The sequence below is a fragment of the Micromonospora sp. CNZ299 genome (assembly GCF_002754415.1).
Genome location: NZ_PEFG01000001.1, coordinates 3,587,803 through 3,605,971 on the forward strand (window position 1 = coordinate 3,587,803; position 18,169 = coordinate 3,605,971).

General features: G+C 72.5%; 20 protein-coding genes. 12 read left to right on the top strand and 8 right to left on the bottom strand.

Going from position 1 to position 18,169, the window contains the following annotated elements; genetic code table 11:
* Position 1: 1 nt before the first annotated feature.
* The gene (gene trmB / locus CLT68_RS16755; protein WP_099852034.1) at positions 2 to 709 is read right to left on the bottom strand and encodes a tRNA (guanosine(46)-N7)-methyltransferase TrmB; all 708 of its coding nucleotides are present in this window, start codon (positions 707 to 709) and stop codon (positions 2 to 4) included.
* A gap of 131 nt (positions 710 to 840) precedes the next feature.
* Between trmB and CLT68_RS16760 the strand changes: the two genes are divergently transcribed.
* Together CLT68_RS16760 and CLT68_RS16765 are read left to right on the top strand one after the other, a co-directional pair.
* The gene (locus CLT68_RS16760) at positions 841 to 1,470 is read left to right on the top strand and encodes a hypothetical protein (protein ID WP_099852035.1); all 630 of its coding nucleotides are present in this window, start codon (positions 841 to 843) and stop codon (positions 1,468 to 1,470) included.
* A gap of 289 nt (positions 1,471 to 1,759) precedes the next feature.
* Positions 1,760 to 2,425: a class F sortase gene (locus CLT68_RS16765; RefSeq protein ID WP_486482205.1), complete on the top strand. Its 666-nt coding sequence runs from the start codon at positions 1,760 to 1,762 to the stop codon at positions 2,423 to 2,425.
* Positions 2,426 to 2,665: 240 nt separating this feature from the next.
* On the opposite strand, the gene CLT68_RS16770 is transcribed toward CLT68_RS16765, so the two are convergent.
* From CLT68_RS16770 to CLT68_RS16780, 3 genes are read right to left on the bottom strand one after another with little or no spacing between them, the layout of a single operon-like run.
* Complete coding sequence (locus CLT68_RS16770; RefSeq protein ID WP_099852039.1) at positions 2,666 to 2,983, bottom strand: antibiotic biosynthesis monooxygenase family protein; 318 nt, start codon at positions 2,981 to 2,983, stop codon at positions 2,666 to 2,668.
* 17 nt (positions 2,984 to 3,000) lie between these two features.
* Entirely contained in the window at positions 3,001 to 3,798 is a 798-nt protein-coding gene (locus tag CLT68_RS16775; RefSeq protein WP_099857256.1) for an exodeoxyribonuclease III, read from the bottom strand.
* Between the two features lie 37 nt (positions 3,799 to 3,835).
* On the bottom strand, positions 3,836 to 4,756 hold the full coding sequence (locus tag CLT68_RS16780; RefSeq protein WP_099852041.1) for a proteasome assembly chaperone family protein: 921 nt from the start codon (positions 4,754 to 4,756) through the stop codon (positions 3,836 to 3,838).
* A gap of 419 nt (positions 4,757 to 5,175) precedes the next feature.
* Here CLT68_RS16780 and CLT68_RS16785 point away from each other — a divergent pair, with 419 nt between their 5' ends.
* From CLT68_RS16785 to CLT68_RS16790, 3 genes are all read left to right on the top strand, one after another.
* A complete protein-coding gene (locus tag CLT68_RS16785; protein ID WP_099852042.1) occupies positions 5,176 to 6,036 on the top strand; it encodes a peptidase M23 in 861 nt (286 codons plus the stop codon).
* A 106-nt stretch (positions 6,037 to 6,142) separates the two neighbouring features.
* Positions 6,143 to 6,289: a hypothetical protein gene (locus CLT68_RS33175; protein WP_172861992.1), complete on the top strand. Its 147-nt coding sequence runs from the start codon at positions 6,143 to 6,145 to the stop codon at positions 6,287 to 6,289.
* 49 nt (positions 6,290 to 6,338) lie between these two features.
* Entirely contained in the window at positions 6,339 to 7,094 is a 756-nt protein-coding gene (locus tag CLT68_RS16790) for an EcsC family protein (protein ID WP_099852044.1), read from the top strand.
* Between the two features lie 50 nt (positions 7,095 to 7,144).
* Here CLT68_RS16790 and CLT68_RS16795 read toward each other — a convergent pair whose 3' ends face one another.
* Together CLT68_RS16795 and CLT68_RS16800 are read right to left on the bottom strand one after the other, a co-directional pair.
* Entirely contained in the window at positions 7,145 to 7,996 is an 852-nt protein-coding gene (locus CLT68_RS16795) for a GDSL-type esterase/lipase family protein (RefSeq protein WP_088947283.1), read from the bottom strand.
* 117 nt (positions 7,997 to 8,113) lie between these two features.
* Positions 8,114 to 8,716 (bottom strand): antibiotic biosynthesis monooxygenase, encoded by a 603-nt coding sequence (locus CLT68_RS16800; RefSeq protein ID WP_099852045.1) that lies wholly within the window; start codon positions 8,714 to 8,716, stop codon positions 8,114 to 8,116.
* 141 nt (positions 8,717 to 8,857) lie between these two features.
* Here CLT68_RS16800 and CLT68_RS16805 point away from each other — a divergent pair, with 141 nt between their 5' ends.
* From CLT68_RS16805 to CLT68_RS16830, 6 genes are read left to right on the top strand one after another with little or no spacing between them, the layout of a single operon-like run.
* Positions 8,858 to 9,676, top strand: coding sequence for an NAD(P)H-binding protein (locus CLT68_RS16805; RefSeq protein ID WP_099852047.1), 819 nt, complete (start codon positions 8,858 to 8,860; stop codon positions 9,674 to 9,676).
* 52 nt (positions 9,677 to 9,728) lie between these two features.
* Positions 9,729 to 9,992 (top strand): DUF6343 family protein, encoded by a 264-nt coding sequence (locus CLT68_RS16810; protein ID WP_088947285.1) that lies wholly within the window; start codon positions 9,729 to 9,731, stop codon positions 9,990 to 9,992.
* Between the two features lie 12 nt (positions 9,993 to 10,004).
* A complete protein-coding gene (locus CLT68_RS16815) occupies positions 10,005 to 11,420 on the top strand; it encodes an NADP-dependent succinic semialdehyde dehydrogenase (RefSeq protein WP_099852048.1) in 1,416 nt (471 codons plus the stop codon).
* A gap of 52 nt (positions 11,421 to 11,472) precedes the next feature.
* On the top strand, positions 11,473 to 12,438 hold the full coding sequence (locus CLT68_RS16820; protein ID WP_099852050.1) for a TIGR03885 family FMN-dependent LLM class oxidoreductase: 966 nt from the start codon (positions 11,473 to 11,475) through the stop codon (positions 12,436 to 12,438).
* A 38-nt stretch (positions 12,439 to 12,476) separates the two neighbouring features.
* Entirely contained in the window at positions 12,477 to 14,048 is a 1,572-nt protein-coding gene (locus CLT68_RS16825) for a Na+/H+ antiporter (RefSeq protein WP_099852051.1), read from the top strand.
* On the top strand, positions 14,045 to 14,302 hold the full coding sequence (locus CLT68_RS16830) for a UBP-type zinc finger domain-containing protein (RefSeq protein ID WP_088947289.1): 258 nt from the start codon (positions 14,045 to 14,047) through the stop codon (positions 14,300 to 14,302). The genes CLT68_RS16825 and CLT68_RS16830 overlap by 4 nt, the downstream gene beginning before the upstream one ends.
* A 3-nt stretch (positions 14,303 to 14,305) precedes the next feature.
* On the opposite strand, the gene CLT68_RS16835 is transcribed toward CLT68_RS16830, so the two are convergent.
* Positions 14,306 to 15,595: an MFS transporter gene (locus tag CLT68_RS16835; protein WP_099852053.1), complete on the bottom strand. Its 1,290-nt coding sequence runs from the start codon at positions 15,593 to 15,595 to the stop codon at positions 14,306 to 14,308.
* Positions 15,596 to 15,845: 250 nt separating this feature from the next.
* Positions 15,846 to 17,096, bottom strand: a complete 1,251-nt coding sequence (locus CLT68_RS16840) for an HNH endonuclease signature motif containing protein (protein ID WP_099852054.1) — start codon at positions 17,094 to 17,096, stop codon at positions 15,846 to 15,848.
* Between the two features lie 362 nt (positions 17,097 to 17,458).
* Between CLT68_RS16840 and CLT68_RS16845 the strand changes: the two genes are divergently transcribed.
* Complete coding sequence (locus tag CLT68_RS16845) at positions 17,459 to 18,115, top strand: HAD family hydrolase (protein ID WP_099857257.1); 657 nt, start codon at positions 17,459 to 17,461, stop codon at positions 18,113 to 18,115.
* The last annotated feature ends 54 nt before the right edge of the window (positions 18,116 to 18,169 follow it).

Sequence of the window (18,169 nt, forward strand, 5' to 3'; positions counted from 1 at the left end):
GTCACCGTCGGCGGTAGATCAGGTCGGCGACCGGCCGGCCGGCCGTGATCGCCCGCCGCTCGAACTTCGTCACCGGCCGGTGTGCCGGACGCGGCGCGAAGCCGCCGTACGTGTCCACCAGCCCCGGGTCCGCCTCCAGGGTCTCCCGCATCGACTCGGCGTACTCGGCCCAGTCGGTCGCGCAGTGCAGCGTGCCGCCGGGCCGCAGCCGGGACCGCAGCAGCGCCACGTGCGCCGGCTGGATGATCCGCCGCTTGTGGTGGCGGGTCTTCGGCCACGGGTCGGGAAAGAAGATGTGCACGGCGTCCAGCACGCCCTCCGGCAAGCCCTTGACCAGGGACAACGCGTCGCCCTCCGCCACCCGTACGTTGCGCAGGCCACCGCGCTCCACCAGGTCGAGCAGGTTGGCGATTCCCGGCGTGTGCACCTCAACCGCCAGATAATCTCGATCCGGGTCGGCGGCAGCCATCGCGGCGGTGCTGTCGCCCATGCCCGAGCCGATCTCCAGCACCACCGGCGCCCGGCGACCGAACAGGTCGGCCAGGTCGACGGGCACGACCGGTCCGTCCGGCACATCCAGGCCGTACGCGGGCCAGAGCCGGCCCAGCGCATCGGTCTGCCGGTCGCTCATCCGACCCCGACGGGGGTGGAACGTGCGGATCGTCCGGCTCGTGGGCGGGACGGCGGGGTCATGGTCGGTGGCGGTCACAGCGACCCGAGCGTACGCGACGCCGTCGACGGATCGGGTGTGATGTGCGACCGGAAATGAGAGGATCCAACTGGTACGGCAGGTCGGGTGCTCCGCTGCCCGACACGGCCGACGCGGCGTCGAGAGGGGGCATGGTGACAGTGACCCGTGGCGGCGTGACCCTGTCGGTGCTGGCCGTGCTCGTCGGGCCCCTGCTGGCCGCCGCTCCCGCGCTAGCCGCTCCGGCACCGGTCGCCTCGGTGCTCGCCGCTCCTGCGCCCGTTGCTCGGGTGCTCGCCGCTCCCGCGCCGCAGCCCGAAGGCCCGCCGGGTGGCACGTCCCAGCCATCGCCGGTGGACATCTTCGTCGAGGTGAGCCCCAGCACGGTGCAGCCCGGCTACCTGGTCGGCATCCGCGCCAGTTGTCGGGACAACTCGGTGGGCGCCACAGTCGTCTCCGACGCCTTCGGCGCGGTCGGCGTGCAGCCGCAGCGCGGGGTGCTGACCGCCGCGCCGATGGTGCGCGATCGCACTCGCCCCGGCAACTACCGGGTCAAGTTGGAGTGCCGCGACGGCGAAACTGCCTCGACCATGCTCCAGGTGGTCAAGAAGGTGCCGTCCCAGCCCAGTCGCGGCCCGGCCACCGGCTTCGGCGGGGGCGCTGGCGGGATGACCGGCAAGCTGCTGCTGCCCGGCGGCGCGGCGCTGACCATAACCGGCCTGATCCTCGCCGTGACGGCGCTGCGCCGGCCGCGCCCGGTCCACGGCGCTACGCGGCGCTGAGCCTGCCATGGCGATCTTCCGCCCCCCGTCGCCGCCGGCCGGTCCCCGCCAGCCCGGCGCCTCCGGCTCGCCGTCAGGTCCGCGCCCGTCTCCCGGTGGGCGTCCGTCTTCGGGTGCCGGCCCGTCCCCGGGTGCGCGCCCGTCTCCCGGTGCGCGCCCGTCGCCCGGTGCTCGCCGCTCGCGGGACGATCGCTGGCCGGAGGACGACCGCCTACCGCTGGACGACCCGTGGCCGGAGGACGACCGCCTACCGCGGGACGACCGCCCGCTGGTTGTCGACCGCCCGGCGGTGGCTGCTCGCCCGCCGACCGCCGTCACGCCTCGGCGCAGCCGTCCTCCCGGTCGTAGCCCCTGGTCCGTGCCGCTGGCCGTGGTGCTGGTGCTGGCCGGGGTCTTCGCCACCGGGGCAGGGCTGGGCCACTCGGTCGGCCCGTTCGACTTCGCCCCGGCCGGCGGCGACCAGCCGGCCCGTAGTGAGTCGGTCGGGTTGGCCGCCAGCCGCCCGGTGCGCCTGACGGTCCCGGCGATCAAGGTGGCGGCGCCGGTGGCACCCGTCGGGCAGGCACGGGACGGCTCGATCGCCGTACCGCCTCTGGAACGCCACAACGAGACCGGCTGGTACGACCGCGGGCCCACACCCGGCGAGTCCGGCCCGGCGGTGATCGTCGGGCACGTGGACACCAAGACCGGCCCGTCGGTCTTCTACGACCTGGGCAAGCTGCACCCCGGCGACCTGATCGAGGTGGCCCGGGCGGACGAGTCGGTGGTGGTGTTCCGGGTCGACACCGTCGAGCACTTCCCGAAGGACCAACTGCCCGCCGAACGGATCTACGGTCACGACGGGCCCCCCGGCCTGCGGCTGATCACCTGCGGCGGGCAGTTCATCGGCGGACGCACCGGCTACGCCGACAACGTCATCGCCTTCGCCACCCTGCAGTCCTCCCGCAAGTCCTGATCCGAAGCCGCCCTTCTGCCGCGTGCCGCCGCCCGCCCGCCGACGACCGCGCGCTGCCTCAAGACCGACTCGGTTTTCATGATGTCGGGGTATCGCGCCGCGCCGGAGACCCCGGATGATTACGAAACGGCCTTTGTCCGCGGGCTTGATCGACACGGGATCCTTGAAATCGGGGTGTCCAACTGAATCGGACACCCCGATTTCCTTGAACGCGAGTGGATCAAGCGCGGGGCGTGCCGCCTAGGGCTGCGGGACGTGCAGGGCCACCTCGAACTCCAGGAGGCTGGCACCCGTGGCGACCGGGGGACGTGGCTTCTCGCCGGGCGCGGCGGCGTGGGCGGCGCGAGACGGGCCGGCGGCCCACGCCTGGTACGCCTCTTCGCTTTCCCACTTGGTGTAGACGAAGTAGCGGGTCTCGCCGGCGACCGGCCGGAGCAGCTCGAAGCCGAGGAAGCCGGGGGAGTTCTCCACCGCGCCGGCTCGGGCGGCGAACCGCTTCTCCAACTCCGCGCCGCCGCCGGGAGGGACCTCGATTGCGTTGATCTTCACGACTGCCATCTGCCCACCCTAGCCACTCAGAACGCCTCGACCACCGGGACCAGGTCCGCGTCGACCACGATCGGCGCGTGGTCCGACGGGCCCTTGCCCTTGCGGGCCTCGCGGTCCACGTACGCCGAGCGGACTGCTCGTGCGAACGGTGCGGACGCGTACACCAGGTCGATTCTCATGCCCTTGTTCTGGTGGAACATCCCGGCCCGGTAGTCCCAGTAGGTGAAGGGGTGTGGTCCCTTCATCGGGGTGGGCACGACATCGCTGAGGCCGAGGTCACGCAGCGCGGCGAGGGCCGTCCGCTCGGCCGGGGTGACGTGCGTGGAGTGGGTGAAGACCGCCGGGTCCCAGACGTCGGCGTCGGTCGGGGCGACGTTGAAGTCGCCGCAGACCGCCAGCGGGAGCCCGCCGGCCAGCTCCGCGGCCAGCGCGTCGCGCAGTGCCGCGAACCAGGCCAACTTGTACGCGTAGTGCGGGTCGTCCGGCGTCCGGCCGTTGGGCACGTACACCGACCAGACCCGCACCCCGTCGCACGTGGCGGAGATGGCCCGGGCCTCCGGGTCGGGAAAGCCGGGCTCACCGGCGAACCCGACCCGGACGTCGTCGAGCCCGACCCGGGACAGGATGGCGACCCCGTTCCACCGGCCGTCGCTGTGGCTGGCCACGGTGTAGCCGAGCTCGCCCACCTCGGGTGCGGGGAAGGCGCCGTCCGGGCACTTGGTTTCCTGTAGGCAGACGACGTCGGGGCCGGTGTCGGCCAGCCACTCCAGCAGTCGGGGCAGGCGGGCCTTCACCGAGTTGACGTTCCAGGTCGCCAGGCGCATGCCCCCAGCCTGCCGCATTCGCCCCCGCGACGCCCGGTCAGCTACCCGGGGTGTCGCCGGGACGGGTCTGTTCGGCCAGGAACCGCTCCAGTTCCGCGCCGAGTTCGTCGGCAGTGGGCAGCGGTCCGGCGTCCTGGGCGAGCAGGTTCTTCTCGCCCCGACCCCGGGCGAACGCGTCGTACTGCTCCTCCAGGGCCTGGACCAGGGCGGCGGCGTCGTCGGTCTGGGCGACCTGCCGGTCGATCTCCACCCGGACCACCTCGGCGGCCGAGCGCAGCCCGTCACCGGGCAGCAGCAGGCCGGTGCTGCGGGACACCGAGGTGAGCAGCACCTCGGCGGCGGCCGGGTACTCGGTCTGCGCCACGTAGTGCGGCACGTGGGCGGCGAAGCCAAGCGCGTCCCGGCCCTGCTGGCCGAGCCGGAACTCCAGCAGGTGGCCGACACTGCCGGGCACCTGGACGCGTTGCAGCCAGGGCTCGTAGCCGGCGATCAGCTCGGGGCGGGTGGCGTGCGCGGTCACGCCGGTCGGCCGGGTGTGCGGCACCGCCATCGGGATCGAGTTGAGCCCGACGGTTAGCCGGACGTCCAACCGGGCGGCGAGGCCCGCGACGGCGGACACGAACCGCTCCCACTGCAGGTCCGGCTCGGGGCCGGTGAGCAGCAGGAACGGCGTTTCGTCGTCATCGTGCAGCAGGTGCAGCTCCAGCTTGGGAGCGTCGATGCTCTCCCAGTGGTCCTCGACGAAGGTCATCACCGGTCGTCGAGACCGGTAGTCGAAGAGCTGGTCGACGTCGAAGGTGGCGATCGGCCGACCCTCCAGCGAGGTGAGCAGCTGCTCGCGCGCCAGCCGGCTGGCGTTGCCGGCGTCCACGAACCCGGTGAGGGCCTGGATGAGGACCGGTTGCCCGAGGTCGGGCAGATCGTCGGTGAGCTGATAGAGCTCATGTGGGTCGAGCACCGGTGCGGACCTCCCTGAAATGTGCCTGCGGAGTGCCGACGCGACGGAGGGCACCCGTTCGGGCAACGTACCCGCCATCCTGGTGCATTCCTGCTTCGGGCGATCCGCCGCCCGGGGGGTGGGAGCGATCGGACTAATCATCTGTTTACGCCGCCAGGCGAGTCCGGTCGACCGATCGGACGAGCCCGGTTCGGCCCAAAGGCCGAGTTTGTCGATCATGTCGGCTGCCGCGGTCGGATGTCCCGGCCTGTGTCGGGCCGAGCCAGACTGCGTGTGCCGCCTGGTTGGTCCGGAACGCGAGGTACGTTCCCCGGGCAGGTCGAGCCGCCCAGGTCGTCCACCAGGACGGGCCGAATGTGTGGGAAGCGCCACGTGATCACCGTGCGTGATCAGGGTTTCCCCCTGCCTAGCCTCGGTTGATGCGTGACGACGGCACCCTCGACGACCCGTATGCCCCGAGTACCCCCACTGCCGATACGGAGGATGGCACCTCAACCGAACGGACAACCACCGCGAGTCGGCTTCGGGCGTACGCCCGGGACCTGACCGGTCGACGCCGGGCGCAGGTGGCGCTGGCGACGGGCGTGGTGTGCTGCCTCGGCCTGGCCGCCGTCGCACAGGTCCGCGACGAGTCCGCCGACGCGGCGACGCGGGAGGGGGCGATCTCCAACTCCGAGTTGGCGCAGCGCGCCGAGCAGCAGAGTGCGTCCCGTGGCCTCGACCGGGTGGCTGCCCCGAGCACCTCCGCCGCTGTTCCGTCCACCGCGGCGACCCCCGCCGACCCGGACACCAGCGCGCCGGCCCGGAAGGCCGCCCCGGCTCGCCCGACCGACCCGGCGCCCGTCGCCGGGCTGGACGAGGACCAGATGGAGAACGCGGAGGCGATCGTCGGTGCCGGCCGCAAGATGGGGGTGCCCCGGCGTGGGCTGGTGATCGCGGTGGCCACCGCCATGCAGGAGAGCAACCTCTACAACGTGGCCAGCGGCGTGCTGCCCGAGTCGCAGGACTACCCGCACCAGGGCGTCGGCTGGGACCACGACTCGGTCGGGTTGTTCCAGCAGCGTTCGAGCAGCGGTTGGGGCCCGGTGGGTCGGCTGATGGACCCCGAGTTCGCCACCCGGCAGTTCCTCGCCGCGCTGGAGCAGGTGCCCGGCTGGCAGCGGATGCGGCTCACCGACGCCGCTCAGGCGGTGCAGGTCTCCGCGTACCCCGAGCACTACCAGCAGCACGAGTGGCGGGCCACCCGGGTCGTCGACGCCATCGTGCCGACGGGGCGGTAACCTACCGCCCACTGTGGACGGTGAGGGTTGAGGCTGTCGCATCCTGGGTACATGTGTTGCGGGTTAGGGGTACACATGACAGCGGGACCATCGACAGGAGGACGCCATGTCACTGATGCAGCGAATCACCATGTTCCTGAGATCGCCGAAGGGGCAGCAGCTGGTGGAGCGAGGCCGTCGGGAGATGGCCAAGCCGGGCAACCAGCAGAAGCTCAAGGGGCTGGCGGCCCGGTTCTCCAACCGCCGCCGCTGACCGCTCCATCGGCCGCCCTGTCCGCCTTTCCCACCCCTCGGGAGACCCGGTGACCGACACCCCACCCATCGGCGGCCAACCTGCCGCCCCTGCCCCCCAGCCGTCCGTCGGCCTGCCGACCGGGCCGGTGGACGCCCCTGAGGGTCCGCCGGCCCGTCTCTGGGACCGGATGCGCGACGATCCGCAGTACGCCCCGGAGCACCTGGCCCTTGAGGCGGTGCGCCGGCTCGGGCCGGAGGCCGCGCAGTGGGTCGTCCGGGCCCGAGCGGAACAGCCCGGGGTGTCGGCCGACGTCCTTGCCGACCAGGCGGCCCGCAAGTTCGTCAACCTGGCCCGGCTGTCCGGCGCCGTCTCCGGAGCGGCAGGGCTGCCCGGGGCCGTGATCGATGTGGGCGTGCTGGCCTGGACCCAGGCGCGGATGGTGCTGCACATCGCCGCCGCGTACGACGTCGACCCGCTGCACGGCGACCGGGCCACCGACCTGTTGGTGCTCCAGCGCGTGCACAAGGTCGCCGAGAGCGCCCGGCTGGCCCTCGGTGTGGCCGCCGGTCGGGAACGCGCCGACGCGCTCTTCGGCTCCGGCGGCCGGCGCCCGCTCGGCCGGGTCATGCTGCAGCTCGGCGTCCGGCTGGCCCAGATGGCCGGCGTCCGGGCTGCCAAGCGGATGGTCGCCAAGATCATCCCGGGTGCGGCCATCGTCCTCGGCACCTGGGCCAACTCATCCGCCACGAAGGACCTGGCGCAGCGATCCCGGGCCCTGTACCGCTCCCGCGGCGTCGCCGTCCCGGAGCCTCGCCGCCACTGACCGCGGGCCAGCCTGGTCAGCCGGCCGGCCTGGTCAGTTGGCCAGCCTGGTCAGTTGGCCAGGCCGGACGAGCGCCAGGTGACCTCGGCGAGCCGGCCCTGGCCGGTGGCGTTGGGGTGGAACCAGTCCAGCGGGTTGAGCAGGTCCAGAGTGAATCGGACCTTGTGCACCGCGCCACCGTCGTGCCGGCAGCGGGAGCCGTACGCCCGGCAGGCCGCCACCAACTCGGTGTTGTACGCGTTGATCCGGTCCCGGACGGCGGCCCGGCGCGCCCGGTCGGCGGGCGCGGTCGAGGTCGCCTCGGCCAGCAGGGACGGGCAGATGCCCCGCCTCCACGCCCGTACGGCCCGGGCGTCGTCGTGCCCGACCTCCCAGAGCCGGTACAGGTCGGGGATGCTCACCACCAGCACCCGGGCCTTCGGTCGGCCGGTCCGCAGCACCCGTAGGCCCCGGTCGACGTCGGCCCGGAACTGCGCCACCGGGGTCATCGCGTCCACCCCGCCCCGGCAGACGTCGTTGGCGCCGATCAGCACTGTGACGTAGTCGGCGCGGTCGCGTACCGCTGCCTGGGCCTGGCCCTCCAGCGCGTCCGCGCGGGCGCCGGGACGGGCGTGGTTGTACGTCCGGTCGCGGATCGCCGAATTCTGTTCCAGCAGTCGCCGGTAGTGGCTCTCCACCCGCAGGCCGTCTCCGGTCGACCAGGAGTTGCGCTCGCATGAGGTGAGCACGAGGCAGGAGGCGAAGCCGGTGGTGATCGAGTCTCCGAGTGCGGCGATGCCGCCCGGGCCGCTCGACGGCGGTGCGCTCTTGGTGGGGCGTGGTGTCGCGGAGGTGCCGCCCTCGCAGGCCAGCGCCACCAGCGCCGCGAGACAGGCCAGGGCGGTGACCCCCCGTCGAGGCATGACATCCCCTCCCACAGCACAGAGCGACAGCGCGGTAACTCTATGCGTAGGACGTGGTTTGCCGGGGAGGTGCTGTCGGGTATGCGGCAGAGCGCCGACGATGGCGCCAGCGGGGTGCTATAAGGCCCGCCAGGGCGCGGGCTGACCGTGCAGCCACCAGTGCAGCGCCCGGGTGATCCGGGGCAGCACGAGATAGGTCATCAGCGGGGTCAGGCAGAGGGTCATCAGCAGCACCCGCGCCGCCAGCGGCACCGCGTCGAGGAAACGGCTGGTCAGCAGGGTGGCGCTGAGGCTCAGCGGAAAGAACGCCAGCCAGATCGTCACCGCCTGCTTCCACCTCGGAGGCGTGGCCGGCCCGACCGGCCCGACCGGCTCGACCGGATCCACCGAGTGCTCAAGCGGAGGGTCGAACCAGCCCTCGATCCCGGTACGCCGCTCGACCCGGGTGTGCTCGACGATGCCCTGCGCCGAGCTGAGCCACCAGTGCCGCTGCGGCGACTCCTCCCACCGGTGCAACGTCTCGGCGTCGGCGAAGCGGTAGAGCATGTGCCACTCCGGCGAACCGGGGCCGCTCTGCACCCAGCCGGCGCCGAGGAACCCGGGGAACGCCTCGGCCAGCGCGGTGCCGGCCCGCATCCACGCCACCATCTCGCTGGACCGTGCCGGGTCGACACGGCGGGCGATGGCGACGGTCACCGGCACGGCGAGGGTCAATGACATGCGTCCATCCTGCGGTCGGCAGGGGCCACGACGCGAACGGATGTAATCGAGCACACCGGCGCACACCGGCGCACTCCGGTGCCGCCCGCCCGTGCGGGCCATCGGCCGGAACCTGTCGGTGGTCGATGCTCTACTCGAGGCATGGACGACAGCGCGATCCTCGTGCTCGGCGCGACGGGCACCACCGGGCGCCGGGTGGCCGACCGACTGCGGGCGCTGGGCGTCCGGGTCCGCGCCGCCTCCCGCAGCGGCCCGGTGCGCTTCGACTGGTCGGTCGAGTCGACGTGGGCGCCCGCGCTGGCCGGCGCATCCCGGCTCTACCTGATGGCACCGGACGGCCAGCCGGTCGAGCCGACCATGGTCCGGTTGGCGATCGAGCAGGGGGTGCGGCACGTGGTGCTGCTCTCCAGCCGGGCGATCGAGGCAATGGGCGACGAGCGCCTGCTGGCCGCCGAACGGACGGTCCGCGAGGCCGACGCCGACTGGACGATCCTGCGGGCGGACTGGTTCGACCAGAACTTCGACGAGGGCGTGTTCCGGGAGGCGGTGCTGGCCGGCGAGATCGCCGTGCCGGTCGGTGCGGCACGCCAGGCGTTCGTCGATGCCGACGACATCGCCGCCGTCGCGGTGGCAGCCCTCACCGAGCCCGGGCACGCCGGTGCGGTCCACGAGGTCACCGGGCCCCGGGCGATCACCTTCGCGCAGGCGGCCGAGATCATCAGCCGGGAGGCGGGCCGACCGGTGCGTCACCTCGGCACGGCCGACGACTACCGGGCCGCGCTGGGTCCGCTGGGCGTCCCAGCCGAGGAGATCGAGCAGCAGGTCGCGGCCTTCACGGCCCTGCGCGACCTCGGCCACGCGGAGCCCACCGACACCGTGCGCCGGGTGACCGGTCGCGACCCGCGCGACTTCTCGGCGTACGCCGCCGAGGCCGCGTCGCGCGGCGCCTGGCGCGACTGACCGAGGTGTCCGAGGCCGGTTAACGCTGGCGATCGGGGGTAGGTCCCTGAGCATGACGAGATCGCAGCCCCGGCGCGCCCGTGGCACGGTCGGCCACGCGAACAGCGCGCTGAACCTCCGTCTCACCCTCGCCAGCTTCGGGCTGGTGATCATGGTGCTCTTCGCGGTGCTGGCATTCTGGGCCGGCATCGCCTGGCTGGGCGTGGTCTGTGCGATCTTCGCCGTGGTCGCCGTGGTCGACCTGGTCGTGATCCAGCGCCGCCGCGCCGCCCGCCGCCGCGAGGAGCCGGGCGTACGACACTCGTTGTTCGAGTGACAGGAGGACGAGATGCCCCACATCGCCACCACCAACCCCGCCACCGGCCAGGTGCTCAAGACCTATGAGGCGATGTCCACCGAGCAACTCGACGGTGCCATCGAGCGCGCCGACCTCGCGTACCAGCAGTTGCGGGAGACGACCGTCGACCAGCGCGCGCAGTGGATGAACGCCGCTGCCGACCTGCTCGACGCCGAGCGCGACGAGATCGCCCGGATCATGACCACGGAGATGGGCAAGACCTACGTGTCTGCGCAGGCCGAGGTGACGAAGTGCGCCACGGCCGCCCGCTTCTACGCCGACAAGGCCCCGGCGTTCCTCGCCGACGAGCCGGCCGACGCCAACGCCGTGAAGGCGACCCGGGCGTTCATCCGCTACCAGCCGATCGGTGTGGTGCTCGCGGTGATGCCGTGGAACTTCCCGCTCTGGCAGGTGATGCGCTTCGCCGCGCCGGCGCTGATGGCCGGCAACACCGGCCTGCTCAAGCACGCCTCGAACGTGCCGCAGACCGCGCTGCTGCTGGAGGACGTGTTTCGGCGGGCCGGCTTCCCCGAGGGGGCCTTCACCACAGTGCTGGTCGGCTCGGAGGCCGTCGAGAGGATCCTCAGCGACCCCCGGGTGCGCGCCGCCACGCTCACCGGCAGCGAGCCGGCCGGCCGGTCCATCGCCCAGATCGCCGGACGGGAGCTGAAGAAGACCGTCCTCGAACTCGGCGGCAGCGACCCCTTCGTCGTGATGCCCTCGGCCGACGTGGACCGGGCCGCCGAGGTGGCCACCACGGCCCGCTGCCAGAACAACGGCCAGTCCTGCATCGCCGCGAAGCGGTTCATCGTGCACACCGACGTGTTCGACGCCTTCGCCGAGAAGTTCGCCGCGAACATGGCCGCGCTGCGGGTCGGCGACCCGATGGACCCGGACACCGACGTGGGGCCGCTGGCCAGCGAGCGGGGCCGTGACGAGGTGCACGCCCAGGTCCAGGACGCCGTGGACAACGGCGCGACAGTGCTCTGCGGTGGCGAGCTGCCAAGCGGCGACGGCTGGTTCTACCCGCCGACAGTGGTCACCGACCTCACCCCGCAGATGCGGATGTGGTCCGAGGAGGTCTTCGGCCCGGTCGCCGGCCTGTTCCGGGTCTCCTCGTACGAGGAGGCGATCGAGGTCGCCAACGGCACCAGCTTCGGGCTCGGCTCGAACGCCTGGACGCGGGACCCGGCCGAGCAGGAGCGTTTCGCCACCGACCTGGACGCCGGCAACGTCTTCATCAACGGCATGACGACGTCCTACCCGGAGTTGCCGTTCGGTGGTGTGAAGAACTCCGGGTACGGGCGGGAGTTGTCGGCGCTGGGCATGCGGGAGTTCTGCAACACCAAGACGGTCTGGGTGGGTGAGGGCGCCGCCTCGGCCGGCGCCGGGGCGCACGCCGAGTAGTTCGGGGCGCGGCACGCGTCAGCCGGTGCCGTCGTGGGTAGGAAGTGTGCCCATGACGTCGTTCGGTTTCCACGCCTCGCATGAGCAGATCGGTCCACGCGCCCTGTTGGAGGCGGTGATGCACGCCGAGCGGGCCGGCTTCGACGCGGCCATGTGCTCCGACCACTTCTCGCCGTGGAGCGCCCGGCAGGGCGAGTCCGGCTTCGCCTGGTCCTGGCTGGGCTCCGCGTTGCAGGCCACCGGCATGCCGTTCGGTGTTGTCAACGCGCCCGGCCAGCGGTACCACCCGGCGATCATCGCGCAGGCGATCGGCACGCTCGGCGCGATGTACCCGGGCCGGTTCTGGGCGGCGCTGGGCACCGGCGAGGCCAGCAACGAGCACATCACCGGCGACCCGTGGCCGCGCAAGGACGTACGCGCCGCCCGGCTGCGCGAGTGCGTGGACGTGATCCGCGCGCTGTTGGCCGGCGAGGAGGTCAGCCACGACGGCCTGGTCCGGGTGGACCGGGCCCGGCTGTGGACCCGCCCGGAGCAGCCGCCCGCGTTGGTCGGCGCCGCCGTCAGCGTGGCCACCGCCCGCTGGTGCGCCGAGTGGGCGGACGGGCTGATCACCGTGAATGCGCCGAAGGCACACCTGCGCGAGATGATCGACGCGTACCGGGACGCCGGTGGGCGCGGGCCACTGCACCTGCAGGTGCACGTCTCCTGGGCGTCTGAGCAGGCGCAGGCCGAGGCCATCGCCCACGACCAGTGGCGCAGCAACGTCTTCGCCCCGCCGGTCTGCTGGGACCTGGAGACCGTCGAGCACTTCGACGTGGTCTCCGCGGACGTGCCGGCGCAGCGGGTCGCCGAGGTGGTCAACGTGTCCGCGGACCTGGGTCGGCATGTCGGCTGGTTGGAAGAGTACGTCGAACTCGGCTTCGACCAGATCGCCCTGCACCACGTTGGGCAGGAGCAGCGCGGCTTCATCGACGCGTTCGGCGCGGAGGTGCTGCCGAAGTTGCGCCCCGCTGGCTGATCGAGGGCTCAACCGACGGACCCCTAGGCTCGTACCCCATGGAAAGCCTGTTTCCGGTCGTCGTCTTTTTGGCGATCGCCACCCTGGGCGCCGCGCTGGCCCGCCGGCTCGGCCTGCTCGCGCCGATCGTGCTGGTCGTGCTCGGTCTGGCGCTCTCGTTCGTACCGGGCTTCCCGCAGGTGGAACTCGACCCCGAGCTGGTGCTGATCGGCATCCTGCCGCCGCTGCTCTACGTGGCCGCACTGGAGACCTCGGTGCCGGCGTTCAAGAACAACATCCGGCCGATCCTGCTGCTCGCGGTCGGCCTGGTGTTGTTCACGGCCTTCGTGGTCGGGTTGGTGCTGCACCTGCTGCTGCCGCAGTTGCCGTTCGCGATCTGCCTGGCCCTGGGCGCGGTGGTCGCCCCGCCGGACGCCGTGGCCGCCACGGCAGTGGCCCGGCGGGTGGGCCTGCCCCGCCGGGTCGTCACCATCCTGGAGGGGGAGAGCCTGGTCAACGACGCCACCGCGCTGGTGCTGCTGCGGGTCGCGACGATGGCCACCATCGGATCTGCGGTCGGCACGGCCGAGGTCGCCGTCGAGGTGCTGCGGGCCACCGGCGGCGGGATCCTGATCGGGGCGCTCGGCGCGTTTGTCTTCGGTTTCCTGCACCGGCGGATCACCGACCCTCTGCTGGACAACGCGCTGTCGTTGATCATCCCGTTCGCGGTGGTGTTCACCGCCGAGCACCTGCACGCCTCCGGTGTGGTCGCGGTGGTCGTCACCGGTCTGGTGCTCGGGCACAAGCTGCCGCAGTTGCTGTCGGCGGCATCCCGGTTGCAGATCGGCGCGTTCTGGCGGCTGGTCCGGTTCCTGCTGGAGGGCCTGGTCTTCCTGCTGGTGGGGCTCCAGCTGCGGGAGGTGCTGCACGACCTCGACGAACCGGTCGGCTCGCTCGTCATCACCACATTCGCGGTGCTCGCCGCCGTCTTCCTGACCCGGTTCATCTGGCTCTTCCCGGCCACCTACCTGGCCCGGTTGGTGCCCCGGGTCCGCCGACGCGACCCCAGGCCGTCGCCGAAGTTGCCGATCATCATCGGCTGGGCCGGGATGCGCGGCGTGGTGACCCTGGCCGCCGCGCTCGCGCTGCCGCTGACCCTGGCCGACGGCGAGCCGTACCCCCGGGCGTTGCTCATCTGGCTGGCCTTCGCGGTGATCGTTTTCACGCTGGTCGGCCAGGGCGCCACGCTGCCGCTGGTCGCCCGTCGGTTGAAGCTGCCGCAGGACGACCCGGTGCAGGACGCGCTGTCCGCGGCCGGTGTGCAGCAGCAGGCCAGCCGGGCTGCCCAGGAGCGTCTCGACGAGCTGGCCGACAGCGCACCTGACGCGGTGGTGGACCGGCTGCGCCGAGCGGTGGAGGACCGCACCAACATGGCCTGGGAACGGCTCGGTGGCACCGAGCGGGAGACCCCGTCGCAGGCGTACGGTCGGTTGCGACAAGAGATGATCGACGCCGAGCGGGATGTGTTCCGGGCTGCCCGGGACTCCGGTCGGATCCCTGAGGAGGTGCTGGTGCAGGCCTATCGTGACCTGGACCTGGAGGAGTCGTTGCTGAGGGAGGCCGGGAAGTGAGCTGTCAGCACCTGACCGAGGCGGGTGCCGCCGAGGCGCGCACCCCCGACGAGTGCGAGGACTGCGTCGCCATCGGCGAGACCTACTGGGTGCACCTGCGCACCTGCCTGAGCTGTGGGCAGGTCGGCTGCTGCGACTCGTCGCCGAACCAGCACGCGAGCAAGCACTTCGCGTCCACCGGCCACCCGGTGATCCGCTCGGCGCAGCCGGGCGAGGCCTGGCGATGGTGCTTTGTCGACGAGGAGATCGGCTGACGGTCAGCCCGGGTGCGGTGACCGGTCAGCGCGTTCGGCGCGTTCGGCGCGTTCGGCGCGTTCGGCGCGGTCGGCCAGGGCGCGGCGGGTGAGTGGCGGCACGGCGAGGCCGGTGAGCGCGAGCAACCCCGCCAGCGCCAGCCAGCCGACCGGCCCACCGTCGATGATCAACCAGGTCAGCAGGGCCGGGCCGGCAGCGCGGACCAGCCCGGCGAGCAGTCCGTCGACCCCCTGGTAGGCGCCGAGGGCGTCCGGGGCGGCGAGGTCGTAGGCCAGCGCCGCCCCGGCCCCGGCGTGCCACAGGTCGCCCATGGTGTAGATCACCGTCGCCGCCAGCAGCAGGCCGATCGCCACCGCGGTGGGCACGACGGCGGTCGCGGCCCAGAGCAGCATCCCGGCCGCGAGCACCAACCCCGCCCGGCGCATCGTCGTCGCCGCCGGCGCCGCGTGCCGGGCGCTCCCGCTGAGCCGTACGGCGAGCAGCACGGTGAGCAGCGTGTTGACCAGCAGGAGGGCGGAAACCGTCACCGGAGGCGCATCGGTGTGCGCGACCACCCACAGCGGCAGCACCAGCGTCAACGCCACATGGTGCACGGAGAGCACCGCCGAGGCGCCGGCGACCGCGAGGAACGGTTTGTCGCGCAACGCCCGGCCGGCTCTCTGCCGCAGTGGTCGCCGGGCCGGCGGGTACGCCGGGAGCCGCATGATCAGCGCCGCCGAGACGAGATAGGTGGCGACGTTGCCGAGCACCAGCAGTCGGTACGCCCACCCGGTGTCCGCCACCAGCGCGAACGCGGCCAGCCCCGCACCGAGCGCCACGCCCAGGTTGGCCACCGCCCGCAGGGTGGCGAATGCGTGCACCCGGCCCTCGGGGCCGCCCACCGCCGCGACCAGCGCGGCGCGGACGGCGAGGTTGCCGGAGATCAGCAGAGCGTCCAGTGTGGCCACCAGCAGAAAGACCGGGAAAGAGCCGACCAGCAGGTACGTGGCGGCGACAACCGCCTGCGCCAGTTGCAGGACGGCGCGGAGGCTCCGCGGGTCACGTCGGTCGGCGAGCCCGCCGAGCGGCACGCTGGCAGTGAGCCCGACCAGGCCGGCGAGAGTGAGCCCGAGCCCCACCTCGGTCGGGGTCAGCCCCACGGCGCGGGTGAGGAAGAGCGCCGCACCCGTCACCCACAGCCCCGTGCCGACCGTGTTGGCGAGGGTGGCCAGCGACAGGGTGCGCAGCCGACCGGGCGGCGGCAGCGGCGACAGCGACCGCCAACGGCCGCGAACCTCCGCCGTGGTGCCCATCCACCGACCCTAGAGCCGCCGCCTGCTCATCGATGCCCCGCACAGTGCGGTGCCCGTCACAGCCCTCTCCGGGTCGCCCGCCAGCTCTTGATCTGCTCGCGGTGCGCGCCTGCTCGCGGTGCGCGCCTGCTCGCGGTGCGCGCCTGCTCGCGGTGCGCGCCTGCTCGCGCTGCGCGCGGCGTCGGCCTTTTCGGCGGGCAGGCTTGTTCGGCGGCGCAGGCTTGTTCGCCGGGGTCGGATCAGTGATGGGTCACGTTCGCCGGTGGTACTGATTGCGGCGGGGGAGCCGGTCGGGATCGAGCCAGGCCGGCGGGACGAATTCGGGCCAACCGTCGCCGCCGAGCCGGACGGTCCACTCGCCACGGTGGACGTGTCGGTGATGGTGGGCGCAGAGCAGCACGGCGTTGGCCAGGCTCGTGCTGCCGCCGTCGGCCCAGTGGTGGATGTGGTGGGCGTCGCACCAGCGGGGCGGACGGTCGCAGCCCGGGAAGGCGCAGCCGCGGTCACGCAGGACCAGGGCGCGTCGCAGGGGGCCGGTGACGAGCCGACGCTGCCTGCCCACGTCGAGCGTCTGACCGGCGCCGCCGAGGACAGCGGGCAGGATCACCGCGTCGCAGGCGAGCCGGCGAACCGTCTCCGGGGTGAGCCGAAGGTCGGTGTCGAGAGTGCCGGCGTCGAGCTGCCGGGCCAACGTCTCGAAGCTTGTGGTGACGACGAGCTGGGCGGGGTCGCCGCCGTGCTCGGGCAACTCGCCGGTGCGCAGGGCAAGCCGGCAGAGGTCGGCGAGCGCGTCGTGCCGGCGTTGCCCGGGACAACGCGGATCGTCCGGACCGGACGGTGCGGTCAGGGGGTCGATCGCGGCGCGCAGCAGGCCGGCCGCCTCAGCGTCCAGGCTGCCGGACAGCCGCAGCCGGCCGTCCGACAGCTCGGACAGCGTGACATGGCGATCGCGGCTGGCTCGGCGGGCCTCGGCCTCCAGCGCCGCCCGGGCGGCGCCTTCGGCGACCTCCGGGGCGACGTGATCGAGGATGCGGGTGCCCAACTTGCGCAGCAGGGTCGGCTCGAACTGCCCGGCCCACTCGACCAGGACGCCGACCGCCTTCCCGGCCGCCTCGGCGCCGGCGGCCGTGTGCACCGTGCTGACCGTGTCGCCGATGACCCGGGCCTGCTCGACGCTGATATCCCCGCTGGCCAGAGCAGCGCGCACGCCTGGCGCTCCGGCGTCCAACGCGCCGGCGAGATCGACCAGCCGGCGAGCGGCGGAGACGCTGAGCCGCAGCCGGTCCCGCAGCCACACCACCGTCGAGGATGCGCCCTGCGTGGTCCCGGTGCCTCGACCGTCCAGCTCCCGCACGAGGGTCAGCTTGACCGCGGCCAGGCGTTGCTCGAGTCGGTGCGCGGCGTCGAGTGCCGCGACGAGGTCGTGCTCCGGAAGAGCCCACGCCGGTGCGTCGAGGCAGTCGGCGACCGCCGTCTCCGCCTGCGTCAACTCCTCCACCATGGAACGACAATAGAACAGGTGTACGACAATCTCGGAGCGCGCGGCTCGGCGCGGACCGGGCGGACGGAGTGGTCCTCATGCCGGCGGCATACGGCTCACTCGGGGGTGCGTCCGATCCATCGGTTTTGCTGCGTGCCCGGTGAATCGTTTGCGTCATCAGCTCGACAGCGCCAGCCGGAGGCCCGCTCGCCCCGAACGCTCCTGCGGAGCGGCACACCGCCGCCTGCCCTCGATCACATGGTGGTCAGTAGCGGAAGTCGCGGTGTTCCAGTTGCTCACCATCAAGTGATCATGGAGTCCTGGTGGCCGGTCGTGCCGCTGCCTATGATCCACCGACAACGCGACAGTGACGGGGGATGCACGTGATCAACGCGATTTTCTTCGATGTCGGCGGGACGATCCTCGACGAGTCCCACGAGTTCGCCGCCTGGGCCGACTGGCTCGGCGTTCCACGGCACACGTTCTCGGCGGTCTTCGGTGCGGTGATCGCCCGGGGCCTGGACTATCAGGAGACGTTCCGGGCCTTCCGGCCGGACTTCGATCTCGCGGTCGAGTTGGAGCGCCGGGCGGCCGCCGGTCAGCCGGAGTCGTTCGGCGAAGAGGACCTCTACCCGGACGCACGACCGTGCCTGACCTCGTTGCGGGAGCAGGGCCTGGTGGTGGGCCTGGCCGGCAACCAGCCAGCGCACGCCGAGTCGACCCTTCGGGCGCTCGACCTACCTGTCGACCTGATCGGCACGTCGCACGGTTGGGGGGTGGCGAAGCCGTCACCGGCCTTCTTCGAGCGGGTCGTTCGCGAGGGCGGCGGTGACGCGTCGTCGATTCTGTACGTCGGCGACCGACCCGACAACGACGCCCGCCCGGCTCAGGAGGCCGGGATGAAGACGTGCCTGATCCGGCGCTCGCCGTGGGGGCACATCCTCGACATGCCGGCCGTGTCCGAACGGTGCCTGTTCCGGATCGACTCGCTGGACGAACTCCCCACTCTGGTCGCGAAGCACAACGCGGCCGGCGGTTGACCCGCCGGCCGCGTGATCATGCGAGCGTGGTGGCCGCCCGGGGAGGGCGGCCAC

What these genes read in the sequence shown, in the direction of transcription:
- CLT68_RS16810 (WP_088947285.1), top strand. Translation starts at nt 9,729, where the DNA reads ATGACGAGATCGCAGCCCCGGCGCGCCCGTGGCACGGTCGGCCACGCG.
- CLT68_RS16820 (WP_099852050.1), top strand. Translation starts at nt 11,473, where the DNA reads ATGACGTCGTTCGGTTTCCACGCCTCGCATGAGCAGATCGGTCCACGC.
- CLT68_RS16795 (WP_088947283.1), bottom strand. Translation starts at nt 7,996, where the DNA reads ATGCCTCGACGGGGGGTCACCGCCCTGGCCTGTCTCGCGGCGCTGGTG.
- CLT68_RS16775 (WP_099857256.1), bottom strand. Translation starts at nt 3,798, where the DNA reads ATGCGCCTGGCGACCTGGAACGTCAACTCGGTGAAGGCCCGCCTGCCC.
- CLT68_RS33175 (WP_172861992.1), top strand. Translation starts at nt 6,143, where the DNA reads ATGTCACTGATGCAGCGAATCACCATGTTCCTGAGATCGCCGAAGGGG.
- CLT68_RS16815 (WP_099852048.1), top strand. Translation starts at nt 10,005, where the DNA reads ATGCCCCACATCGCCACCACCAACCCCGCCACCGGCCAGGTGCTCAAG.
- CLT68_RS16785 (WP_099852042.1), top strand. Translation starts at nt 5,176, where the DNA reads ATGCGTGACGACGGCACCCTCGACGACCCGTATGCCCCGAGTACCCCC.
- CLT68_RS16770 (WP_099852039.1), bottom strand. Translation starts at nt 2,983, where the DNA reads ATGGCAGTCGTGAAGATCAACGCAATCGAGGTCCCTCCCGGCGGCGGC.
- CLT68_RS16835 (WP_099852053.1), bottom strand. Translation starts at nt 15,595, where the DNA reads ATGGGCACCACGGCGGAGGTTCGCGGCCGTTGGCGGTCGCTGTCGCCG.
- CLT68_RS16800 (WP_099852045.1), bottom strand. Translation starts at nt 8,716, where the DNA reads ATGTCATTGACCCTCGCCGTGCCGGTGACCGTCGCCATCGCCCGCCGT.
- CLT68_RS16825 (WP_099852051.1), top strand. Translation starts at nt 12,477, where the DNA reads ATGGAAAGCCTGTTTCCGGTCGTCGTCTTTTTGGCGATCGCCACCCTG.
- CLT68_RS16760 (WP_099852035.1), top strand. Translation starts at nt 841, where the DNA reads ATGGTGACAGTGACCCGTGGCGGCGTGACCCTGTCGGTGCTGGCCGTG.
- CLT68_RS16840 (WP_099852054.1), bottom strand. Translation starts at nt 17,096, where the DNA reads ATGGTGGAGGAGTTGACGCAGGCGGAGACGGCGGTCGCCGACTGCCTC.
- CLT68_RS16805 (WP_099852047.1), top strand. Translation starts at nt 8,858, where the DNA reads ATGGACGACAGCGCGATCCTCGTGCTCGGCGCGACGGGCACCACCGGG.